At 56.2% G+C, this 21,119-nt stretch carries 18 protein-coding genes and 2 tRNA genes; 9 read left to right on the forward strand and 11 right to left on the reverse strand.

Annotated elements, in window-relative coordinates:
- Positions 1–56 precede the first annotated feature (56 nt).
- Positions 57–698 carry an arylesterase gene (locus tag C7H09_RS19435; protein WP_106765710.1) on the forward strand — a complete coding sequence of 214 codons (642 nt, stop codon included), beginning with the start codon at positions 57–59 and terminating at the stop codon, positions 696–698.
- A gap of 36 nt (positions 699–734) precedes the next feature.
- Here C7H09_RS19435 and C7H09_RS19440 read toward each other — a convergent pair whose 3' ends face one another.
- Entirely contained in the window at positions 735–1,709 is a 975-nt protein-coding gene (locus C7H09_RS19440) for a YheT family hydrolase (protein ID WP_106765711.1), read from the reverse strand.
- Positions 1,710–1,782: 73 nt separating this feature from the next.
- On the opposite strand from C7H09_RS19440, the gene C7H09_RS19445 reads away from it, so the two are divergent.
- Positions 1,783–1,858: transfer RNA gene (locus C7H09_RS19445), tRNA-Asn, on the forward strand.
- A gap of 50 nt (positions 1,859–1,908) precedes the next feature.
- On the opposite strand, the gene C7H09_RS19450 is transcribed toward C7H09_RS19445, so the two are convergent.
- Positions 1,909–3,198: a M18 family aminopeptidase gene (locus C7H09_RS19450; RefSeq protein WP_106765712.1), complete on the reverse strand. Its 1,290-nt coding sequence runs from the start codon at positions 3,196–3,198 to the stop codon at positions 1,909–1,911.
- 113 nt (positions 3,199–3,311) lie between these two features.
- On the opposite strand from C7H09_RS19450, the gene C7H09_RS19455 reads away from it, so the two are divergent.
- Together C7H09_RS19455 and C7H09_RS19460 are read left to right on the forward strand one after the other, a co-directional pair.
- On the forward strand, positions 3,312–3,797 hold the full coding sequence (locus C7H09_RS19455; RefSeq protein ID WP_106765713.1) for a hypothetical protein: 486 nt from the start codon (positions 3,312–3,314) through the stop codon (positions 3,795–3,797).
- Between the two features lie 102 nt (positions 3,798–3,899).
- Positions 3,900–4,502 (forward strand): outer membrane beta-barrel protein, encoded by a 603-nt coding sequence (locus C7H09_RS19460; RefSeq protein ID WP_106765714.1) that lies wholly within the window; start codon positions 3,900–3,902, stop codon positions 4,500–4,502.
- Here the strand turns inward: C7H09_RS19460 and rlmKL are convergent.
- Positions 4,490–6,667 (reverse strand): bifunctional 23S rRNA (guanine(2069)-N(7))-methyltransferase RlmK/23S rRNA (guanine(2445)-N(2))-methyltransferase RlmL, encoded by a 2,178-nt coding sequence (rlmKL, locus tag C7H09_RS19465; protein ID WP_106765715.1) that lies wholly within the window; start codon positions 6,665–6,667, stop codon positions 4,490–4,492. The two genes, C7H09_RS19460 and rlmKL, sit on opposite strands and share 13 nt — an antisense overlap.
- Positions 6,668–6,986: 319 nt before the next feature.
- Between rlmKL and rmf the strand changes: the two genes are divergently transcribed.
- On the forward strand, positions 6,987–7,199 hold the full coding sequence (gene rmf / locus C7H09_RS19470; RefSeq protein WP_106765716.1) for a ribosome modulation factor: 213 nt from the start codon (positions 6,987–6,989) through the stop codon (positions 7,197–7,199).
- 242 nt (positions 7,200–7,441) lie between these two features.
- On the opposite strand, the gene C7H09_RS19475 is transcribed toward rmf, so the two are convergent.
- A complete protein-coding gene (locus tag C7H09_RS19475) occupies positions 7,442–8,461 on the reverse strand; it encodes a quinone-dependent dihydroorotate dehydrogenase (protein WP_106765717.1) in 1,020 nt (339 codons plus the stop codon).
- A gap of 405 nt (positions 8,462–8,866) precedes the next feature.
- Between C7H09_RS19475 and C7H09_RS19480 the strand changes: the two genes are divergently transcribed.
- Entirely contained in the window at positions 8,867–10,030 is a 1,164-nt protein-coding gene (locus C7H09_RS19480; protein ID WP_106765718.1) for a cation diffusion facilitator family transporter, read from the forward strand.
- Between the two features lie 10 nt (positions 10,031–10,040).
- Here the strand turns inward: C7H09_RS19480 and C7H09_RS19485 are convergent, their stop codons facing one another.
- Positions 10,041–11,540, reverse strand: coding sequence for a RimK family protein (locus C7H09_RS19485; protein ID WP_106765719.1), 1,500 nt, complete (start codon positions 11,538–11,540; stop codon positions 10,041–10,043).
- A 202-nt stretch (positions 11,541–11,742) separates the two neighbouring features.
- On the opposite strand from C7H09_RS19485, the gene rimI reads away from it, so the two are divergent.
- Positions 11,743–12,858 carry a ribosomal protein S18-alanine N-acetyltransferase gene (gene rimI, locus C7H09_RS19490; RefSeq protein WP_106765720.1) on the forward strand — a complete coding sequence of 372 codons (1,116 nt, stop codon included), beginning with the start codon at positions 11,743–11,745 and terminating at the stop codon, positions 12,856–12,858.
- On the opposite strand, the gene uvrB is transcribed toward rimI, so the two are convergent.
- Positions 12,859–14,913, reverse strand: a complete 2,055-nt coding sequence (uvrB, locus tag C7H09_RS19495) for an excinuclease ABC subunit UvrB (RefSeq protein WP_106765721.1) — start codon at positions 14,911–14,913, stop codon at positions 12,859–12,861. It lies immediately after the preceding gene.
- Between the two features lie 194 nt (positions 14,914–15,107).
- On the opposite strand from uvrB, the gene C7H09_RS19500 reads away from it, so the two are divergent.
- On the forward strand, positions 15,108–16,292 hold the full coding sequence (locus C7H09_RS19500; protein WP_106765722.1) for a pyridoxal phosphate-dependent aminotransferase: 1,185 nt from the start codon (positions 15,108–15,110) through the stop codon (positions 16,290–16,292).
- A 71-nt stretch (positions 16,293–16,363) separates the two neighbouring features.
- Positions 16,364–16,439, forward strand: a tRNA-Asn gene (locus C7H09_RS19505).
- A 244-nt stretch (positions 16,440–16,683) separates the two neighbouring features.
- Here the strand turns inward: C7H09_RS19505 and pyrF are convergent.
- The 5 genes from pyrF to rpsA all read right to left on the reverse strand — a co-directional run bounded on the left by pyrF (position 16,684) and on the right by rpsA (position 21,083).
- Entirely contained in the window at positions 16,684–17,394 is a 711-nt protein-coding gene (gene pyrF / locus C7H09_RS19510; RefSeq protein ID WP_106765723.1) for an orotidine-5'-phosphate decarboxylase, read from the reverse strand.
- 29 nt (positions 17,395–17,423) lie between these two features.
- A complete protein-coding gene (lapB, locus tag C7H09_RS19515; protein ID WP_106765724.1) occupies positions 17,424–18,596 on the reverse strand; it encodes a lipopolysaccharide assembly protein LapB in 1,173 nt (390 codons plus the stop codon).
- Positions 18,596–18,898, reverse strand: a complete 303-nt coding sequence (locus C7H09_RS19520; RefSeq protein ID WP_106765725.1) for a LapA family protein — start codon at positions 18,896–18,898, stop codon at positions 18,596–18,598. The genes lapB and C7H09_RS19520 overlap by 1 nt, the downstream gene beginning before the upstream one ends.
- Before the next feature lie 66 nt (positions 18,899–18,964).
- Positions 18,965–19,261 (reverse strand): integration host factor subunit beta, encoded by a 297-nt coding sequence (locus C7H09_RS19525; RefSeq protein WP_106765726.1) that lies wholly within the window; start codon positions 19,259–19,261, stop codon positions 18,965–18,967.
- A 130-nt stretch (positions 19,262–19,391) separates the two neighbouring features.
- On the reverse strand, positions 19,392–21,083 hold the full coding sequence (rpsA, locus tag C7H09_RS19530) for a 30S ribosomal protein S1 (protein ID WP_106765727.1): 1,692 nt from the start codon (positions 21,081–21,083) through the stop codon (positions 19,392–19,394).
- Between the last annotated feature and the right edge of the window lie 36 nt (positions 21,084–21,119).

Consider the following 21,119-nt stretch of genomic DNA (forward strand, 5'->3'; position numbering starts at 1 on the left):
TTCACTGTCGCTCCGTGATATTGTCCGTTGAAATTGGTAAGGAAAATCCACTCATTATGCATACGGTATTGCAGTACGTCAGATCAATCCTGCTGCTGGTGTTTGTTGCACTGGCGATGCCGTCCCTGGCTAGCCAGAAAACGCTTCTGGTGGTCGGCGACAGCCTCAGTGCAGCCTACGGTGTCCCCTCTGAAACCGCCTGGGTTCAACTGCTCCGCAATCGTCTCGACAACCACCAGCTGGACTGGTCGGTGGTCAATGCCAGCATCAGCGGCGAAACGACCGATGGCGGCTTGCGCCGCCTGCCGGAATTGTTGCAGGAAAACCATCCCGATATCGTGATTATTGAGCTCGGCGGCAACGACGGCCTGCGAGGCTTTCCGCCCAACGTCATCGAATCCAACCTCGCTGCCATAATCGAACAGGTGCTGGATAGCAATGCAACACCGGTTCTGGTGGGCATGCAGATACCACCCAACTATGGCCAGCGCTACACCCGTATGTTTGCCAGCATCTATCCGACCCTGTCAGACCGGTATGATGCCGTTCTGGTTCCCTTTTTTCTGGAAGATATCTATAACCACAGCCATTTAATGCAAAGTGACGGCATCCACCCTACCGAAGCGGCTCAACCCATCCTGTTGGATAACGTCTGGCCGAAACTGGAACCCCTGCTGAGTGAGGGGAGCCCCGGCTGATCCACAGCAGGCATCACCCATTGCCTGCGGTTGCGTTTACGAAGTCCGGAAGGCGTCACGCACAAATCCCAGTGCACGTCGTTCGGACCAGTAAAAGCCATCGCGAGCGTGTTGCACAAACCCCACATGGCCACCCCAACGCGGCACCTCCAGCACCACGTGGGCGCCCAGTACCGACTTATCCTGCGGATAGCACAGGGCTGACAAAAACGGGTCGTCTGCCGCGTTGAGCACCAGTGCAGGTACCCGTATGTCCTTTAACCGAAACAGGGCTGAACAGCGGGCCCAATAGTCTTTTGCATTCTTGAAGCCGTGCAGCGGCGCCGTGTATCGGTCATCAAACTCATGGAAGGTGCGAATATTTTCGAAACCAGAGACATCAACCAGGTCAGGAAATTTCTCCGATTTTTGCCGGATTTTGGCCTGGAGGTCTTTCAGAAAGCGCTGCATGTAGATGCGCCGGCTGGGCAGTGCCAGTACATCAGCGCTGCCCGCCAGATCCAGAGGTACCGAGTAAGTGACCGCACCACAAACCCGGCTATCGATCAGTTCGCCCTGTTCGGCAAGATACATGAGAGTAAGATTTCCCCCCATACTGAACCCCGAGAGAAACAGCTGCCCATACTTCTCCTGAAGCCCGCGACGAACCACCGCCTGCAAATCGCCGGTCGCGCCACTGTGATAGAAACGAGGCCGGTGATTCATCACACCACCGCAGGAACGGAAATTCCAGGCGAGCACGTCCCAGCCGTCGGCCATCAGTGCCCTCGCCAGCCCGAGCACATAGGATCGCCGACTGTTCCCTTCCAGGCCATGAGAAATCACCGCGAGCCGGTCGCTACCCTGGCGATACCAGTCCAGATGGAGTTCATCCTCGTCTGGGGTCGGCAGAATCTCGGATTGCGGCTCAGGCAAACGGACTGTTCGAAACAGGGTTGGCCATACCGATTGCAGGTGGCCATTGCGTAACCAGACCGGTGGGCGATAGGTATCCTGCTTACTTCTGTACAATTTTTGACCTTTTAATTCAGGGGGTTGACGTACCCAATTAAAGCCATTAATATGCGCGCCACATCGACGCTGTTCCCCGATAGCTCAGTTGGTAGAGCAACGGACTGTTAATCCGTTTGTCCCTGGTTCGAGCCCAGGTCGGGGAGCCACTTATTCTGAAAGGCCGCTGATTTTTTATCAGCGGCCTTTCTTTTTGCCCTCAGAAAACTTCAGCTCTTTGCATGAATTCCCGGAGCACCCGGAACAAGGTGTAACCATCGCGGGTTCCGATTGTTTCGCGAATCGAGTGCATGGCGAACTGGGGCACGCCGATGTCCAGGGTTGTCACCCCAAGCACTGCCGCTGTCAACGGACCAATGGTGCTGCCACAGGCCATATCACTGCGCACTACAAACGTCTGATGAGGCAACCCCAGCTCATCACTGATATGACGGTACAGTGCAGCAGAACGGCTGTTGGTGGCGTAACGCTGATTATGGTTCACCTTGATAACCGGCCCCCGGTTCAGTAACGGCCCATGATTTTCATCGTGCCTGTCTGCGAAGTTCGGGTGGACACCGTGGGCATTGTCGGCAGAGATCATCATGGATCGCGCGATGATTCGTGCTTTTTCAGAACCGCACCAGCGATCAAGAACAGCGCCAAGAAACGGCCCCTGAGCACCTTCCGCCGACATACTCCCCACTTCTTCGTGATCATTACACACGAGTAGCGCAGCTTCGTTGCCGGAAGTCTCGATCAGCGCCTGCAAACCGATAAAGCAGCTAAGCAGGTTATCGAGCCTGGCAGAGCTCAGGAACTCATCTTTCAAGCCCACCAGCGATGCCCCCTGTGCATCATAGAAACTCAGCTCGTACCCAAGCACCTTGCTGGCATTCACACCGGTTTCACGGGCTACCTGCTGTTTCAACACGTCCGCGAAGCTCGTGGTATCGTTTTCCGGCGCCTGCATGAGCAGCGGCGGCAGATCGGTTTGGGCGTTGACGCTGCGGCTGTTATTGGCTTCGCGATCCAGGTGAATGGCCAGGCTCGGAATAACCGCCAGAGGCTTGCGGAAATCTACCAACACATCCTGAACCTGCCCCTGATCATCCAGCACGGTCACCCTGCCCGCCAGCGACAGATCCCGGTCGAACCATGGGTTCAACAGCACGCCACCGTATACCTCAACGCCCAACTGGAAATACCCTTTGCGGCGCAGTTCGGGGTTTGGTTTTACCTTCAGGCAAGGGCTGTCTGTATGCGCACCCACCATGCGGATACCGGAGCCGGCCAAATCCCGTTTGCCGGTGCGGAAGGCGACGATCGACGACCCGTTGCGTACCACAAAATACCCGCGGCCGGGCTGCAGCGCCCACTGGTCACGCTCATCCAGACACTCGAAACCCGCCTTTACAAGGCGCTCTTTCATGGTGCTCACCGCATGCCAGGGCGTGGGTGAAGCGTTCAAAAACCCAATCAAGTCTTTATTGAATTCAGTATGTTCCATGATCTTCCTGATTGCATGATAATGGCGGTCACAGTATCGCACGAAGCCGCTTCCGCTCCTACTGCGGCCGCCTTCGCTGAAATACGCACTTACCAACAACTCCGGAGCTCACTGTGTCGATACCCCGCTTTCTGGACATCGAATACTGCCAGACCGACGATGCCCTGTTTCCCACCGCCATCGCCTGGTCCCTCGCCAATGGCCAGATGAAAACCGTAGTGATTGCACCTGAGGACGACTGGCTGCCAGAGGATGGCGACCTGGGGGACACCGACCTTCGTTACCTCGAAGAACAGGGCGTGCCGCTGCTGGAGATCGCCCGGGAGCTCCATGAGGACCTGCCCGATCAGACGGTCTATGTTGACGGCCTGGACCCCGATGAGGTTCTGGTGGATCTTATGTTCAGCGCCATCGGGCACGAGCCTCCCTTTGAAATCGCTCCCATTGGCGACCTGATCAGCGGGATGGATAGCGAAAGCCTGGAAGACCGGCGCCGGCAACTCCTTTTTGATGAGGGGCTGGAACCCAGGTTACCGGAGAACGGCGTTTACGCGCTCCTGCTGCTGGCCCGGGAGGAAGGCTACCTGAGCGACCTGTAAGCCTGCCGGGGTTACGGTAAACTGTGACACGGGTCTGCGTAACACAGCGTTACAAAAGGCAGAATCGGGCGTGCAAATTGGCTGACAGGACGCCCGATAACAATGAATAAAGCCCTTTCCCGCTCCCTCGGCACCGGCCTTCTTCTCTGCAGTGTATTCGGTACAACGGCCTTCGCAGAGGACGCCCCCCGGTCTGATAAAAACTACGCCGGGCTGCTGATCACCGCCATCGAACACCGGTCGGTAGGAACCCCGGCAGAAGACGGCTGGGGCCAGGCTGGCACTGTGGTTATTGGCGGCCACCTGAACAAGCTGATACATGCCGAAGTTCGCCTGGGAGCGGGTTACGCGGATGCCGATATCACAGGGGGCGACCTGGCGCTTGCGGTGGATTATTTCGGCAGCTGGTACATGGGTATCCATTACCCTCTTGGCCATCTGGGCAACGTCTATTTGCAGGCTGGCTTCAGCCACATCAGTGGCGAAGCCAAACTGGCAAACGCCGAAGAAGACAACAACGCCCGGTTCCGAATGCTTGAAGGCGACTACCCCGGCAGCGGGTTCAGCGTCAGCTGGCTCGCCGGTATAGATCTGGAACTGATGCCAGATACCTACCTGGTGCTGGAGGCTGGCAAACTGTTTGAAGACACTGACAGTGGCGTCAATGCCTTCCAGTTTTCGTCCGGCTTTCGCTATGAGTTCTGATGCCGGATGTGCCAGCAACGATGGATTTTCGGATTGCGCTGAAAATCCTTATCGAGAGTGCTGGCACTCACCTCCGCCACCTCAAACTCTGACGCCAGAGCTTCATCGAGGCGAAACTTTCTGAAATTATTTGAGAAAATCAACAAACCATCACTGGACAACCGCTCCATGCACTGGCGAACCAGGGTCGCGTGATCCCGCTGGATGTCGAGAACGCCTTTCATTCTTGCAGAGTTCGAAAACGTCGGCGGATCCATAAAAATCAGGTCAAACCGCTGGTCACGGGTACTTCTATCGGCCAGCCAGGCCAGGCAATCGGCCTGTTCGACAATGTGCTTACGCGGATCCACCCGGTTTAACGCAAGATTTTCCTGGGCCCAATTCACGTAGGTTTTCGACATATCCAGGCTGAGCGAGCGGGTGGCACCACCCACCGCCGCATGCACGCTGGCAGCGCCGGTGTAACAGAACAGGTTCAGAAACCGCTTACCTGCGGCATTCTTCTGAATCCAGTGCCGAACCGGACGATGATCCAGAAACAGCCCCGTATCCAGGTAGTCTTTCAAATTCACCTTCAGCACACATCCGTGTTCTTGTACCTGAAAATACTCGCCACTGGCCGCCTGCTTTTCGTACTGCTGAGTGCCGCTTTGACGCTGGCGCTGCTTGCAAACAATATTGCCGGGCGATACTTCCAGCACCTCAGGTATTACCGCCAGCGCTTCCGCCAAGCGCTCACGGGCGGCGCGATCATCAACAGACTTGGGGGCTGCGTATTCCTGAACATGTACCTGGCCCTCATAGATGTCAATAGCTACCGCATATTCAGGCATATCCGCATCGTACAGCCGATAACAACTAATGCCCTGCTTGCGGGCCCACTGACCAATGGATTTAACATTTTTCTTCAGCCGGTTGCGCAGCATGGCGGCGCGTTCTTCATTGACAATGCGGGGCAAAAGTCCTCGCTGAGCATCCGGGTCGCGGGGCGTTCTGGCGTTTTCAGCCGTTACTTCAAACAACAGTAGCTGGGCAGGGAGCTTTCCGTTGAACAGCTTGTACTGCTTGAAACTCCGCAAACCGACCGATTTACCAAACTCCGGCGCGCCAGTAAAAACCCCCAGTCGCCAGCCAGGCACTCCACGCAGAATGCTCTCGCCCAGAGACTGGTACAAGCCTGCCAACTCCTTACGCTCACTCAGGCGTTCGCCGTATGGCGGATTACTCAGAACCAGGCCGGTTTCTGCCCAGGTTGCCAAGCGGGTGAACTCCTGCACGGAACGAGCCTCCACGTGCACGACACCCTCAAGCCCGGCCCGTTGGATGTTTTTCCAGGCAGTGGCGATCACACGGCTATCCTGGTCATACCCGGCAAAGGCCGGTATCCGCTTCTGCTTCGCTTCGTGGGCTCGGCGTTCCGCTTCCTGCCGCAGGCCCAGCCAAAGCTCAGGCTGGTGACCAGGCCACTTTTCGAACCCGAAGCGCTCAGTCTTGCGGCCCGGGGCGATATCCAGCGCCATCAGCGCAGCTTCAATCACCAGCGTGCCGGAACCACACATAGGGTCGACAAAATCGCCGCCATTGGCTGCAATTTCCGGCCAGCCCGCCCGCATCAACAGTGCCGCTGCCAGGTTCTCTTTCAGCGGCGCCAGCCCTTTGTCTGTCCGGTAACCCCGCATATGCAGGCTGTGGCCACTGATATCGATACCAAGCGACAACCGGCCCCTGTTAAGACGGGCAGAAATCGCTACGTCCGGCTCTTTCTGGGCAACCGAGGGCCTGGGGGCGCCCGCGCCCCGGATACTGTCGACAATGCCATCCTTGACTTTCTGGGCTCCGAACTGGGTATTGCGAATGGCTTCGTTCTGCCCCAAAAAACTCACCTTGAAACTGCCACCGGCAGGGATATGAGACTGCCACTCCTGCCGCACCACGCCTTCGTACAACTCGTCCGCACTCCGGGCATCCACTTCCGCCAGGTGCAGAATCACCCGGTTTGCCAGGCGCGACCACAAACAGGCCCGGTATCCCGCTTCAAGGTCTCCTTCAAGCCAGACACCGGCCGGTGCATTGCGGATAAGCGACAGGCCAAAACCGCCCATTTCGTCCGCCAGGAGATATTCGACACCTTTGGGGCAGGTTACAAAAAAGACATACTTGGGCAAAATAAACTCCTGGATTTTAGCCGGAAACCGGTAAGTTTGCGGATTGGCAGCGAAAGACCACAGGCCCCACCGCAATCAATTCCAAAAAAGAATATAAAAACTATTTTATAGACGAATATATTAGTGTACTTCCAAGCGAGATTCGTCTTACCTTGTACCTGACGCGTCTTCCCGGGGCGCAAAAAAACGCCCCGTTAACAGGATCCTGACTGCTCTGGCCGGAACTGGCAATAGTGGGTTATCCCGGAGAGGAAATCCCAGCCATGGTCACTGCAGAAGTGTACACGCTTGTTCTGTTAATCCATCAGTGAGGAACGGCATGAAAAGACAGAAAAGAGACGTTTACGCTCGTGCATTCAAGCGGGGTTATCTCGCTGGCGTGTCCGGAAAATCCAAAGACAGCTGCCCGATTGATCAGCCCGAAGTTCGACAGGAATGGCTGAATGGGTGGCGAGAAGGCCGCACCGATAACTGGGAGGGCATGACCGGCGTCTCCGGCATCCACAAACTGGCCACAGTCACCGCAACCTGATCGCGGTAGTGGTCAACCCTGTTTGACCCTGATCTGTTTTTTGTCACTTTCTACACATTTTACAATCAGAGCAGTAATTAGAAAAACCCAAACGGGGCCTCCCGCCCCGTACCATGCGAAGAAGCGCTACGGGGTTCATTCCCCGCAAGGGCCCGCTCAGCGGGCCCACCTTCTGTTTCCTCCCGGCCCGGAACAATCCCCTACCCTTCTCTGAGCCCAGTTTTCTGCCACGTGCAACCTAGCTATTGGGCCTTGCGAATCGCGTCGGCGGCCTCTTCAATCAACGCCGGACCGCGATAGATAAACCCGGTATACAATTGCACCAGTTTGGCACCCGCCCGAATCTTTTCTGCCGCGCTTTCACCGTCGGTAATGCCACCCACGCCGATGATAGGTAGCCGATCCCCCAACACTTCGTACAGCCCCCGGATCACCCGCAGAGAGCCTTCCCGCACCGGCGTGCCGGAGAGCCCTCCGGCTTCCTGCTCGTGTACATGACCTTTCACCGCCTCACGACTGATGGTGGTGTTGGTGGCGATGACCCCGTCCAGACCAGAATCCAGCAAAGCGTGGGCAACAAAGCGGATGCCCTCATCATCCATGTCCGGTGCGATTTTTACCGCGATGGGGACATACCGGTTTTGCCGCGCCTGGCATTTGGTTTGCTCATCTTTGATTGCATGCAACAACTGCTTTAACGAATCCCCGAATTGCAGATCTCGCAGGCCCGGCGTGTTGGGCGAAGACACGTTTACCGTTATATAGTCGGCGTAGGGATACACTGCCGCGATGCCTTTACGATAGTCCTGCTCGGACTGCTCGTTGGGCGTGTCTTTATTCTTGCCCACATTAATACCCAGAATGCCTCGATAACGACGGCTCCGCACGTTGGCAATCAGGTGCTCCAGGCCCTCATTATTAAAACCCATACGATTAATGATCGCCTGATGTTCCGGCAACCGGAACATTCTCGGCTTCGGATTACCAGGCTGTGCCAACGGCGTTACCGTGCCCACCTCGATAAAGCCAAACCCCAGTGCTCCCAGGGCATCGATATGATCACCGTTTTTGTCAAGCCCGGCGGCAAGGCCAACCGGATTCGGAAATTCCAGCCCCATCACCTTGACTGGCGCGGGCGCGGGAGAGCGGACAAAGGCTTTAAGCAGGCCTGCTTTGCTGGCAAGATCAAGACCGCTGAGCGCAATGTTATGAGCCTGCTCAGGAGACAGACGAAACAGGATATTTCGAACCAGGGCGTACATCGGGGAACTCCTTTTTCGGGGTGGCGGGAGTATACCGAAAGTTTTCCACACCATCCTCCCGAAACCGGTATTTTTCACAAACCCGCACCCCATGCTGGCTGGAATGGCTTTTCCACGGATTCTGTGGATAAGTCTGTTGAAAATTCTTGGGCACACAGCGCCAAGCCTTGATAACTGCGCCAGCCTACAGATTGATCATTTTTTGACCAGTTATTTAGTTCATTATTATCAATGACTTATAAAGACATAAATACCAATTGACCCATTCGCTGACAAAGTGTTAATGACTAAACGCTTTGTCATCATGTGCATAAATCAAACACCGAATCGTCATTAATTTCGCCCAAACTGCACGGATTAGCCGCTATACTGCCTCCAATCGATACAGTCTTTGGAGTAGCCGACATGGAACAGCCCGGCCAGCCTGCCAGTTTCCCCCACGAGCACCTCGAAACCGAAAAGCACGCCGCGACAAGAGTTACCATTATCGGCATGGTTCTCGATGCCGTGCTTGGGGTGATCAAAGTCGCTGCCGGTGCTGTATTCCATTCCCAGGCCCTGCTGGTCGATGGCATACATTCGTTTACCGACGTTGCCTCCGACTGGGTTGTGCTTGCCGTTATGCGTCTTTCACGCAAAGCACCAGACGCAGATCACCCTTACGGGCACCAGCGCATTGAAACGCTTGGCACACTGCTGCTGGGAAGCCTGCTGATTGCTGTTGGGGCTGCATTGGCCTGGGAGAATCTGCTGCGGGTATTGGCAGGCACCGAACTGCCAGCGCCCGGCTGGCCGGTACTCGTTGCCGCCGCAATATCTGTACTGGGAAAGGAGTGGATCTTCCGCTATACCCGCCGTGTCGGCAAACGCATCCGCTCCGACCTACTGATAGCCAACGCCTGGCACAGCCGCACCGATGCGTTTTCCTCGGTTGTGGTTCTGTTGTCTACCGTGGGCGCCATGCTCGGTTTGACCTGGCTAGACGGCATTGCGGCCGTTTTTATTGCCGGAATCATCATCCACATTGGCTGGAAGTTCAGCTGGGACAGCGTGAAGGAACTGATTGATACCGGGCTGTCTGAAGAGGAGGTTCTGGCATTACGGAGAATCGCCATGGAAACCGACGGCGTGCGCAATGTTCATGAGTTACGCAGCCGACGGATGGGGCAGGATATCCTGCTCGATGTACATTTGGTGGTACGCCCGGAGATCAGCGTTTCAGAGGGCCACCAGATTGGTATGCGGGTGGTTGATGGTATGCGCCAGGTGCTGGATAACATCCTCGACATCAACTTTCATATCGATGCCGAGAATGACGAGAAAGCGCAACACACGACCGAACCTTCGTTGCCAAGCAGAGAGGATCTCCAGCACCTTCTGGCGGAAGCCCTGGGTGAGTTACCGGCACAAAGCCGCATTAGGCTGCATTATCTAAAGAACCGTATTCATCTTGAAATCCTGCTGGATGTAAACCATCCGGGCTCCGAACTCACGACAGAGCGGGTTCGGGGTCTGCTGGCAGATTATACCTGGTTTGGCAGTGTTCGGGTTTGGGTGGCAGCGCCGTAACGACCGCAAGTCATTTTCGGCGATTGTCCTCCATACGTGACAGAAATTCCTGCATGACCAGCGTGTAGAGCTCACCACCAAGGAATTTATCTTCCACACCGGAATCAATACTTGGGTTGTCGTTCACTTCAATCACGGCAACCCGGTTACCCGCTTGCTTGATATCCACCCCATACAGGCCGTTGCCGATCAAACGGGTTGAGTTCAGTGCAGCCTGAATCACATTGCGCGGCACCTCATAGGTGGGCATGGTTTCAAAGCCGCCACTTTCAACAGTGGCACCACCATGCTGGTAGATCTGCCAGTGACCTTTCACCATCATATACTTACAGGCATAGATAGCGCGGCCGCCGAGCACCCCGATGCGCCAGTCGTAATCCGTGTAAAAGTACTCCTGGGCCAGCACCAGTGCCGACTGCCGGAACAGATCCCGCAACCCGGTGGCCAGTTCTTTTTCATCCTTGGCCTTGATCACGCCCCGGGAGAAGGCACCGTCGGGAATCTTGATCACCACCGGGAAACCCAGCTGCTCGCTCACCTGCTTGGCGGCATCCCTCTGATCCTTCGACAAAATCAGGGTTTTCGGGGTTGGCACCTTGTTGTTCTTCAGCAAGTCCGCCAGAAACACCTTGTTGGTGCAGCGCAGAATCGACACCGGGTCATCAATCACCACCAAACCCTCTGCCTCTGCCTTGCGGGCAAAGCGATAGGTGTGGTGGTCGATGGCAGTGGTCTCGCGGATGAACAGGCCATCGTATTCCGGCAGGCGCATGTAATCCCGCCGGGTAATGCGCTCCACGTTAATGCCGAGCTTGCGCCCTGCCCGCTCGAACCGCTTCAGTGCCGCTTCATCACTTGGTGGCAGCTCTTCTTCCGGGTTCACCAGCATCGCGAGATCAAACCGGTAACGCCTGCGGGTGCGCGGCTTGCGCCAGACAATGCTGCTGAAGCGATCCAGAGCACTGGCAAACAGGTCCTGCTCCTGCTCGGCCAGATCTGCCGGGGCTGCCGGTTTCATGGATTCAATCTGCCACTGTTTGCGGTGGCGGAACACCACTTCCAGAATCGGGCAGGGAAACCGCTCGAACAGGGCCCGGGCAACCGGCTTCAAGTCCGGGTGTTCAGCCTGGCCAAAATAGGTGCGAATCCGCACTTCGTGGGTAGCATCCCGGGCATCCGTTGCCGGATCGATCTTCGACGCTGATTTTTCCAGCCACTGGATAACGCTGCTGTCGAGCTCTTCCAGTTCCAGAGAAAACAGCCCCTTGCGGCTCAGGTCATTGAGTGTCATCACCGACGGCACCACGTGATGCCCGCGGGCCTCGGCCAGTAATGAACAGTAGTAGCCCCGGCTGAGATACCGGGCACTCTGGCACAGGTTGATCACCCTTACCCGGCTGTTGGCGGGCGCGGTAAACTGCAGGTACTGATCAAAGGTAAGTACGTCGTCACTGGGGTAATAAGGTGCCCAGTCTTTGGCGCGGTCAACAACAATAAGCAAACGGGACATGGATCGGCGTTCCTCCCTGAAGGCAAGGCCGGATGATTTTCGCAACAATACGCCCGAACCCGGGTTCGCACAATCCGCCGGTAATCCGTGCTTTTACGCACCAGCGGGGCCTATGCGAAAACGGCTTCTGTCTTACATAATAGCGACACTACCGGCGCCCGCCAGGCGCCTTGATTGTTTGCGTACCCAGAGTGTCGCCGCCATGCACGATGTTCGTCTTCGCCAAGCCGAGTCCTCCGACCTGAATGCCATTGTTGAGCTGGAGAACCGTTGTTTTACCGAGGACCGGATATCCCGTCGCAGCTTCCGGCGCTTTCTGGAAATGCCCAGGGACCGGCTGATCATTGCCGAACTGGATGGCGAGCTGGTGGGCTACTGCTTGGTCTTGATGAACGTGGCAACACGACTGGCCCGCATATACTCGATTGCCGTCTCTCCCACAGCAAGAGGCCGAGGGGTGGGTGAATTGCTGGTACGGGATGCTGAGAAAGAAGCGGTGGAAGCCGACCGCATCATCATGCGCCTGGAAGTCCGAGAAGATAACGCGGGCGCCATCGCACTCTACCGTCGCCTGGGCTACCGCCAGTTCGGTACCTACCGCGATTATTACGAAGACCACGGTACAGCCCTACGATTTGAGCGCCGCATTCTTTACTACGAGCCGTCACAGGACTTTGTGCCGGTGCCCTACTACCCGCAAACCACCGAGTTTACCTGTGGCCCGTCGGCGCTGATCATGGCGATGGCGGCGTTGGATGAACAGCAACCGGTAAACACGCTGGAGGAACTGAAAATCTGGCGCGAAGCGACCACCATTTTTATGCTGGCCGGGCACGGCGGCTGCGGCCCCCACGGGCTAGCCCTGGCCGCCTGGAATCGGGGGTTTGAAGCCAGTGCCTGGATTAGCCAGGAAGGCGCTCTGTTCAAGGATACCGTACGCAACGAAGACAAAAAGCGGGTACTGGAACTGGTGCACGAGGGCTTTGTACACGACATCGGGCAGACCGGCATTCAATTGCATCACGATCCACTGACCCTGGAAGCCATGGCCGATGCCCTGCATGAAGGCCAGATACCGGTCATTCTGATCAGCACCTGGCAGTTAAACCGCAGCCGGGTGCCCCACTGGGTGACCGTGTGCGCCATTGATGACGACTTTGTGTATCTGCACGATCCGGAAATCGATACCGACGAAGGCGAAACCGTGGCCGACAAACAATATTTGCCCATCGACCGCCGGGTGTTCGATCGGATGTCCCGTTATGGCCGTAACCAGCCCCTGCAGGCGGCGGTGATTGTTGGCCCGAAACGGCCCTGATCAACCGGTCCTCAGAGCCGCTTCCTTGAGCTCTGCCACCTGATCCCGAAGCCGGGCGGCGGTTTCGAAATCCAGGTCGGCGGCGGCCTTGTACATGTCGTCTTCCAACCGGGCGACATCTTTCAGTACCTCTTCCGGCGAACGGTTACCCGCCTTGACCAGATAATCCTCGGACTCTTCCGCCGCTTTCTGGCCCGGACGCTCAGCTTTGCGTCTGCCACGACCACCACCGGCCGCGCCTTCCATGATGTCGGCAATCTTCTTGTTCAGCCCGGTGGGCGTAATGCCATGCTCCTCGTTATGGGCCTCCTGCCTGGCGCGGCGGCGCTCGGTTTCGTCGATGGCGCGCTGCATGGAACCGGTAATCTTGTCGCCGTATAGAATGGCCTTACCGTTCACGTTTCGGGCCGCACGCCCGATCGTCTGGATCAGGGAACGCTCGGAACGCAAGAAGCCCTCCTTGTCGGCATCGAGAATAGCCACCAGCGAGACTTCCGGCATATCCAGCCCTTCCCGGAGCAGGTTAATGCCCACCAGCACATCGAATTCGCCCCGGCGCAGATCCCGGATAATTTCCACCCGCTCCACCGTGTCGATGTCCGAATGCAAGTAACGCACCCGGATATCATGCTCCATCAGGAAGTCAGTGAGATCCTCCGCCATTCGCTTGGTCAGAGTGGTCACCAATACGCGCTCTTCCACCTTCACCCGTTTGTGAATCTCAGACAGCAAATCGTCCACCTGGGTTGAGGCGGGCCGTACTTCGATTTCCGGGTCCAGCAGTCCGGTCGGGCGCACCACCTGTTCCACCACTTGTCCGGCGTGCTCGGCCTCGTAAACCCCTGGGGTGGCCGACACAAAGATCATTTGCGGCGCAATCCGCTCCCACTCCTCAAACCGCATGGGCCGGTTATCGAGCGCCGAAGGCAGGCGGAACCCGTACTCCACCAGCGTCTCTTTTCGGGATCGGTCGCCTTTGTACATGGCGCCTATTTGCGGGATCGTCACGTGGGATTCGTCCACCACCAGCAACGCATTCGGTGGCAGATAGTCGAACAAGGTGGGTGGCGGCGCACCAGGCTCGCGGCCCGACAAATACCGGGAGTAGTTTTCGATGCCGTTGCAGTAGCCCAGTTCCAGCATCATCTCAATATCGTAACGAGTACGCTCCTCCAGCCGCTGGGCTTCCACCAGGCGGCTGTTGTCCCGCAGCTGCGCCAAACGCTTGTCGAGCTCTTCTTTGATGTGCTCCACCGCATCCAGTACCGTCTGACGCGGCGTTACGTAGTGGGACTTCGGATAGATGGTCACCCGGGGTACCCGACGCAGGACTTCACCGGTGAGCGGATCAAAATAGCTCAGGTTTTCCACCTCGTCATCGAATAGCTCGATGCGAATCGCCTCCTTTTCAGATTCCGCCGGGAAAACATCAATCACATCCCCCCGAACCCGATAGTTGGCACGGTGGAACTCGATGTCGTTACGGGTGTACTGCAGTTCCGCCAACCGGCGCAAAATATACCGCTGGTCGATCTGATCCCCGCGATCAAGGTGCAACATCATTTTCAGATAGGACTGGGGGTCACCCAGACCGTAGATCGAAGACACAGTGGCTACGATGATCGCATCAGGCCGCTCCAACAAGGCTTTGGTCGCCGATAAGCGCATCTGTTCAATGTGTTCGTTAATGGATGCGTCTTTTTCGATAAACGTATCTGACGATGGCACGTAGGCTTCCGGCTGGTAGTAATCGTAATAAGACACGAAATACTCCACCGCATTGTCCGGGAAAAACTCCTTGAACTCGCCGTACAACTGGGCCGCCAGGGTTTTGTTGTGGGCCATGATGATGGTCGGCCGCTGCACCTGTTGCACCACGTTGGCAATGGTGAACGTTTTACCGGACCCGGTTACCCCCAGCAATGTCTGGTGAGCCAACCCCGACTCAATGCCATCCACCAGCCCGGCAATAGCTTTGGGCTGATCCCCGGCGGGGCTGTAGGGCGAATCGACTCGAAAGACACCTTGCTTTGCGCTGGACGCTGTCTTGGCCATAGCTGGCGATTTAACCTCTGCTTTGCAGATGCGGCGGATTTATTTCAGTCGCATCCTCAAGAAATTTAGTGTTCTGGCTGCTTCATGATACCATCTGTGCGATCGACGGCTGGGTGAAAATCAGCCCGTAACCTCTGGCTCCAGTTGCCCGGCCGATCGCAGCCCAATAAGACGCAGCTTTAAGGAGCTCAAGTTTGGACCTTCAACTTTCCAGCCGAGTACAGGCGATCAAGCCTTCCCCCACCCTCGCAGTCACCAATAAAGCCGCAGAACTCCGCGCGGCTGGCCAGGACATTATTGGCCTGGGCGCTGGCGAGCCCGACTTCGATACCCCGGATCACATCAAACAGGCAGCCATTGAGGCCATCAATAACGGCCAGACCAAGTACACCGCCGTAGATGGTACGCCTGCCCTGAAGAAAGCGATTATTGCGAAGTTCAAACGGGATAACGGCCTGGAATACGAAGCGAACCAGATCCTGGTAAGCAGTGGTGGCAAACAGAGCTTTTTCAACCTGGCGCTGGCCACACTGAACGCCGGCGACGAAGCAATCATTCCGGCACCTTACTGGGTATCCTATCCAGATATGGTTCTGGTTGCCGAAGGCAAGCCGGTAATCATCGAGACCACCGCCGAGACCCGCTTCAAGATCACACCAGAGCAACTGGAGAGCGCCATTACCGAGCGCACCCGCCTGTTCGTGATTAACAGCCCATCCAACCCAAGCGGCATGGCTTACACCATGGAGGAGCTGAAGGCGATTGGCGAGGTTCTGAAGAAGCACCCGAACATCATGGTTGCCACAGATGATATGTATGAGCCGATACTGTGGACCGGAAAGCCGTTCTGCAACATCCTCAATGCGTGTCCGGAACTGTACGAGCGCACGTTTGTGCTGAACGGTGTCTCCAAGGCCTACTCGATGACTGGATGGCGTATCGGTTACGCCGCTGGCCCGGCGAAAATCATCGGCGCCATGAAGAAAGTCCAGTCCCAGAGCACATCCAACCCCTGCTCGGTCTCGCAGGCAGCTGCTACGGCTGCTCTGGACGGTGACCAGGCTTGTGTGGGTGAAATGGTTACAGCCTTCAAGGAACGTCACGACTGGCTGGTCGCCGCACTGAACAAGCTGCCCGGCGTGGATTGCCTGAACGGCGATGGTACTTTCTATGTATTCCCCAGCTTCCAGGCTGCGATTGATGCCGCTGAAGGTGTCAGTACAGATGTGGAGTTTGCCGAGAAGCTATTGTCAGAAGCTGGCGTGGCTCTGGTTCCAGGCTCTGCTTTCGGGTGCCCGGGCCATATGCGCCTGAGCTTTGCGACCAGCATGGATAACCTGCAAAAGGCCGTGGAGCGTCTGCAAAAGGCGCTTGGATAATTTTTTTCTATAAAGGGGTTGACGAGGTGCGTTGGTCAGCCTAATATACGCGCCTCGTCACACGACGATGTTCCCCGATAGCTCAGTTGGTAGAGCAACGGACTGTTAATCCGTTTGTCCCTGGTTCGAGCCCAGGTCGGGGAGCCACTATTTCGAAAGCCCGCTAATTCTATGAATTAGCGGGCTTTTTTGTTTCTAAAGAAGATCTACAGCAACCTCCATAGGCGCCACCAAGGATAGCGTGCCATGGATGGTGTCCCCTCCCGAAAATTTCGGAGGCCATGGATGGCCGGAGTGAAGCGCACACGGATGTGCTTGTAGCGGTTTTCGGGAGGGGACACCATCCATGGCACAAGTACGACGCAAGCAGGCTAGGAACTGGCGGAAAACCTCAAACCGAAACCACCTCGGCATAGATCGCCTCCAAAGCCGCCAGAGCATCCGGCGCCTGGGTAATAGGCCGACCGATAACGAGGTAGTCGGAGCCCGCTTTAAGGGCATCGGTGGGGGTCATGATCCGCTGCTGGTCGCCTTTGTCGGCGGTCAGTGGACGAATGCCTGGGGTAATCAACTGGAAATCGCTGCCCTGCTCTGCCTTCAAACGCGGAGCTTCCTGAGCTGAACAAACAACGCCGTCGAGGCCGCTGTTCTTAGTCAGGGTTGCCAGGCGGGAGACATGGGCTTCAGCAGACCCGGCAATACCAATGCCCGCGAGATCCGCATCAGACATACTGGTCAGTACCGTCACCGCTATAAGAAGCGGACGGTCGGCACCATAGGCTTCCAGGCGTTCACGGCAAGCGACCATCATCTTCTCGCCACCGGAAGCGTGTACATTCACCATCCACACGCCCAACTCCGCCGCGGCCGCCACAGCAGCAGAGGTGGTATTCGGAATATCATGGAACTTGAGATCGAGAAAGACTTCAAAGTCACGTTGATGCAGAGCCTTCACCAACTCCGGACCCGAGCGCGTGAACAGCTCTTTGCCTACTTTCAGGCGACATTTGGCCGGGTCGAGCTGGTCGGCCAGCGCCAATGCCGGAGCCTGAGCAGGAAAATCGAGGGCGACAATGATTTTTGGATCGTTCAGATGTTTCAAAATCGTGTTCCTGAGTAGAAGTCTTCGTGTTATTCAGCCTCTACGCCCTGTATCGGGCGCACCGTTTCCCACTGCTTGCAGCTCGGACAGAGCCAATGCAGCTGCTGCCCCGAAAACCCGCAATTTACGCAGCGGTAAACCGGCCGGTTTGCCAATATCAAGTGACCAATTCTGCTAACCAGACGACCTTCGTCGGTCGTCATGCCTTTCTCATAGCCCGCCATTTCCACCAACCGCAACAACCCGCGCATCGAGGGCCGAACCTCCAGCTCCTGGCGCAGCAGTTCGATTGCCGCAGGGCGGCCTGACGCACACTCCATTGATTCAACCAGTGCCAGCAGCAGGCTCGTACTGGGGTGGCGTTCGTAAAGTTTTTTCAGCTTTTTGTAGAGACGCGCGACATTGCCATGCTCCCTCTCCAGCGCCATCAGCCGATCAATGGCCTCCGGGCCGAACTCGGGGTTCTGCTCAAAGACCTTCATGCTCTGGCTGGCTGCACCACGATAGCTTCCCTGACGTATCAGCAGCTTCATGAGTAACAAGCTCGCCCGGACGCAGGAGGGGTCGTAATCAAGAGCCTCTTTTGCCAGCTTCTGCGCCGCCCAGCGATCATCACTTCGCTTCAACGCTTCGTCTGAGAGCTCGCAGGTAATATAAGCAAGAGTCTTGAAGGTGGCTGCATCCGTTTCACCCCGGGTAAGTGTTTCGGCAACCTGGGCAGCCTTTTTCCACTCCCGCTCCTGCTGGTACAGCTCAATAAGCTCGCGAGCCGAGCGCCGACCATACTCCTTATCGCCCATCACTTGCTGCAGCAGCGCCTCTGCCCGATCGTGCAGACCCGCGTTCATATAATCCATGGCGAGCTCAAGTGTTACCTGGGGGGAAAATCGGGGCGGCAGTTCGGGCCTGGCGAGCAGGTTCTGGTGGATCAGGATTGCCCGGTCTGTTTCACCCTTGTTGCGGAAATGGGTGCCAATCGACAGGTGCAGACTCACTGTATCCTTGTTAACTGCAAGGGACTGCACAAAGTTATCCACCGCCTGATCTGAATAATTGGTGAACAGGAACTGGAGGCGCTCCCGCACCGAATCCTCATCTGTCACTTCATGGGAGGAGCGCGAGGATCCGCTCCCGAAACGTCCGATGGCCCAGCCAGCGGCAACCGCTGCAGTCAACAGAAGCCACTGAAACAGAATTTCCATCAAAGTGCCCGGTCGTTTTTGGCTCTGGCTTTTTCCAGTGCCTGCTCTGCCCGATCAAGGCGCTTCTGCAGGCTTCGGCGGGACATGGAGGTGCTGACGGTAGCAAACGTGGCTATGAGCACACCCACCAGCGCACCCAGAACGAAAGCCATGATAATCCAGACAGCCACACCATGGGGCGGCGTTTCAAAAAGAAGAAAATTGAGCGACACCGCCATCTGGTTGTTGAGGGAAAAGACCAACGCCAAAAGAATCAGAACCAGAACCAGGACAGTAATCAGGATCTTGCGAAGTCCTGTCATATCGTACACGCTCCATACGGGCCAGTTGCCGTGCCTGAATGCGATTCCCTGAGCCGGAAGAGCTCGTCAGAACCCTTTTTTCATGCTGTCATTCACCTGTTCCCTGAGCTCTTTTCCGGGCTTGAAATGTGGCACAAACTTCGCTGGAAGCTGAACCGCATCCCCGGTCTTCGGGTTGCGGCCTGTACGCGCCGCCCTGTGATGCAGGGAAAAACTGCCAAAGCCGCGGATCTCGATTCGCTGCCCTTCGGCAAGGGATTGGGACATATGCTCGATTATCGCCTTTACTGCAAGCTCTACATCCTTCACGGAGAGCTGAGTCTGCTTGGAGGCAATCAGTTCAACCAATTCGGACTTCGTCATGAGGCACTTCCTCTGTCGTTATTCTGGCGCAGTAAACTACCGTGCTGTAATGCCTCTATTTTAGTCAAACCGAAAAAAAACACAAAAAAAACGGGCTCTTAGAGCCCGTTTTTTTGACACCAGCCGGATATTAATCCTTGTTGGCGTTCTGCTGCTGCATCTGCTCCTTGATCAGGTCGCCAATAGTAGTGGCGCCTGAGGACTCTGCAGTCTTGCTACGTACATTTTCCAGAGCCTGCTTGTCGTCCTCAACGTCTTTAGACTTAACAGACAGGTTGATTACGCGGTTCTTGCGATCGATGCTGATGATCTTTGCTTCAACTTCTTCGCCTTCTTTCAGAACGTTGCGCGCGTCTTCAACACGGTCACGACTGATTTCCGAGGCTTTCAGCACCGCTTCAACTTCCTCGTTAAGGGCGATAGTTGCACCTTTGGCGTCAACCGCAGACACAGTACCCTTAACAATGGAGCCTTTGTCGTTCAGCTGAACGAACTCGGCGAACGGATCGCTTTCCAGCTGCTTGATACCCAGGGAGATACGCTCACGCTCGGGATCAACAGACAAAATGACGGTTTCAACTTCGTCGCCCTTCTTGTACTCGCGAACAGCTTCTTCGCCAGTCTCGTTCCAGCTGATGTCAGACAGGTGAACCAGGCCGTCGATGCCACCGTCCAGGCCGATGAAGATACCAAAGTCAGTGATTGACTTGATCTTGCCGGAGATGCGATCGCCTTTGTTGAAGTTGCTGGAGAAATCTTCCCACGGGTTGGATACACACTGCTTGATACCCAGGGAGATCCGACGACGCTCTTCGTCGATATCCAGAATCATCACTTCAACTTCGTCGCCTACCTGAACAACCTTGGACGGATGGATGTTCTTGTTGGTCCAATCCATTTCGGATACGTGAACCAGACCCTCAACACCCTCTTCCAGCTCGGCAAAACAGCCATAGTCGGTCAGGTTGGTAACGCGTGCAGTAACCCGGGAGCTCTCCGGGTAACGGCCCTTGATGTCTACCCAAGGATCTTCGCCCAGCTGTTTCAGGCCCAGAGACACACGGTTACGCTCGCGGTCGAACTTCAGAACCTTAACATTGATTTCGTCGCCCACATTCACGATTTCGCTCGGATGCTTGATGCGTTTCCAGGCCATGTCGGTGATGTGCAGCAGGCCGTCAACACCGCCCAGATCTACGAACGCACCGTAGTCGGTCAGGTTCTTGACGATACCTTTGATTTCCAGACCTTCAGTCAGGGTTTCCAGCAGAGCTTCACGCTGCTCGCTGTTTTCAGCTTCCAGAACGGCGCGGCGGGAAACAACCACGTTGTTACGCTTCTGGTCCAGCTTGATAACCTTGAATTCCAGCTCTTTGTTCTCCAGGTGCGCAGTGTCGCGAACCGGACGAACGTCTACCAGTGAACCCGGCAGGAAGGCACGGATGCCAGCCAGGTCGACAGTAAAACCGCCTTTGACCTTGCCGTTGATCACACCCTTGACAACTTCTTCTGCTTCGAAGGACTTTTCCAGTACCTTCCACGCTTCGGCACGCTTGGCCTTCTCGCGGGACAGACGGGTTTCACCGAAACCGTCCTCGACAGCATCGAGAGCCACATCGACAACATCGCCGATAGCTACTTCCAACTCGCCTTTTTCGTTGAGGAACTGGGAGGCGGGGATAACGCCTTCGGACTTCAGTCCGGCGTTAACGGTGACCCAGTCGTTATCGACGTCTACAACGGTTCCCTGGACGATGGAACCCGGCTGCATGTCAATTTCTTTCAGGCTTTCTTCAAAAAGATCCGCAAAGCTCTCGCTCATTATGTGTCCTATGTGATCAACGCAAGTGTACTCCGT

It is taken from the genome of Marinobacter fuscus, assembly GCF_003007675.1.
Classification (GTDB): domain Bacteria; phylum Pseudomonadota; class Gammaproteobacteria; order Pseudomonadales; family Oleiphilaceae; genus Marinobacter; species Marinobacter fuscus.

What these genes read in the sequence shown, in the direction of transcription:
- C7H09_RS19435 (WP_106765710.1), top strand. Translation starts at nt 57, where the DNA reads ATGCATACGGTATTGCAGTACGTCAGATCAATCCTGCTGCTGGTGTTT.
- C7H09_RS19450 (WP_106765712.1), bottom strand. Translation starts at nt 3,198, where the DNA reads ATGGAACATACTGAATTCAATAAAGACTTGATTGGGTTTTTGAACGCT.
- C7H09_RS19460 (WP_106765714.1), top strand. Translation starts at nt 3,900, where the DNA reads ATGAATAAAGCCCTTTCCCGCTCCCTCGGCACCGGCCTTCTTCTCTGC.
- rmf (WP_106765716.1), top strand. Translation starts at nt 6,987, where the DNA reads ATGAAAAGACAGAAAAGAGACGTTTACGCTCGTGCATTCAAGCGGGGT.
- C7H09_RS19475 (WP_106765717.1), bottom strand. Translation starts at nt 8,461, where the DNA reads ATGTACGCCCTGGTTCGAAATATCCTGTTTCGTCTGTCTCCTGAGCAG.
- C7H09_RS19480 (WP_106765718.1), top strand. Translation starts at nt 8,867, where the DNA reads ATGGAACAGCCCGGCCAGCCTGCCAGTTTCCCCCACGAGCACCTCGAA.
- C7H09_RS19485 (WP_106765719.1), bottom strand. Translation starts at nt 11,540, where the DNA reads ATGTCCCGTTTGCTTATTGTTGTTGACCGCGCCAAAGACTGGGCACCT.
- rimI (WP_106765720.1), top strand. Translation starts at nt 11,743, where the DNA reads ATGCACGATGTTCGTCTTCGCCAAGCCGAGTCCTCCGACCTGAATGCC.
- uvrB (WP_106765721.1), bottom strand. Translation starts at nt 14,913, where the DNA reads ATGGCCAAGACAGCGTCCAGCGCAAAGCAAGGTGTCTTTCGAGTCGAT.
- lapB (WP_106765724.1), bottom strand. Translation starts at nt 18,596, where the DNA reads ATGGAAATTCTGTTTCAGTGGCTTCTGTTGACTGCAGCGGTTGCCGCT.
- C7H09_RS19520 (WP_106765725.1), bottom strand. Translation starts at nt 18,898, where the DNA reads ATGACAGGACTTCGCAAGATCCTGATTACTGTCCTGGTTCTGGTTCTG.
- C7H09_RS19525 (WP_106765726.1), bottom strand. Translation starts at nt 19,261, where the DNA reads ATGACGAAGTCCGAATTGGTTGAACTGATTGCCTCCAAGCAGACTCAG.
- rpsA (WP_106765727.1), bottom strand. Translation starts at nt 21,083, where the DNA reads ATGAGCGAGAGCTTTGCGGATCTTTTTGAAGAAAGCCTGAAAGAAATT.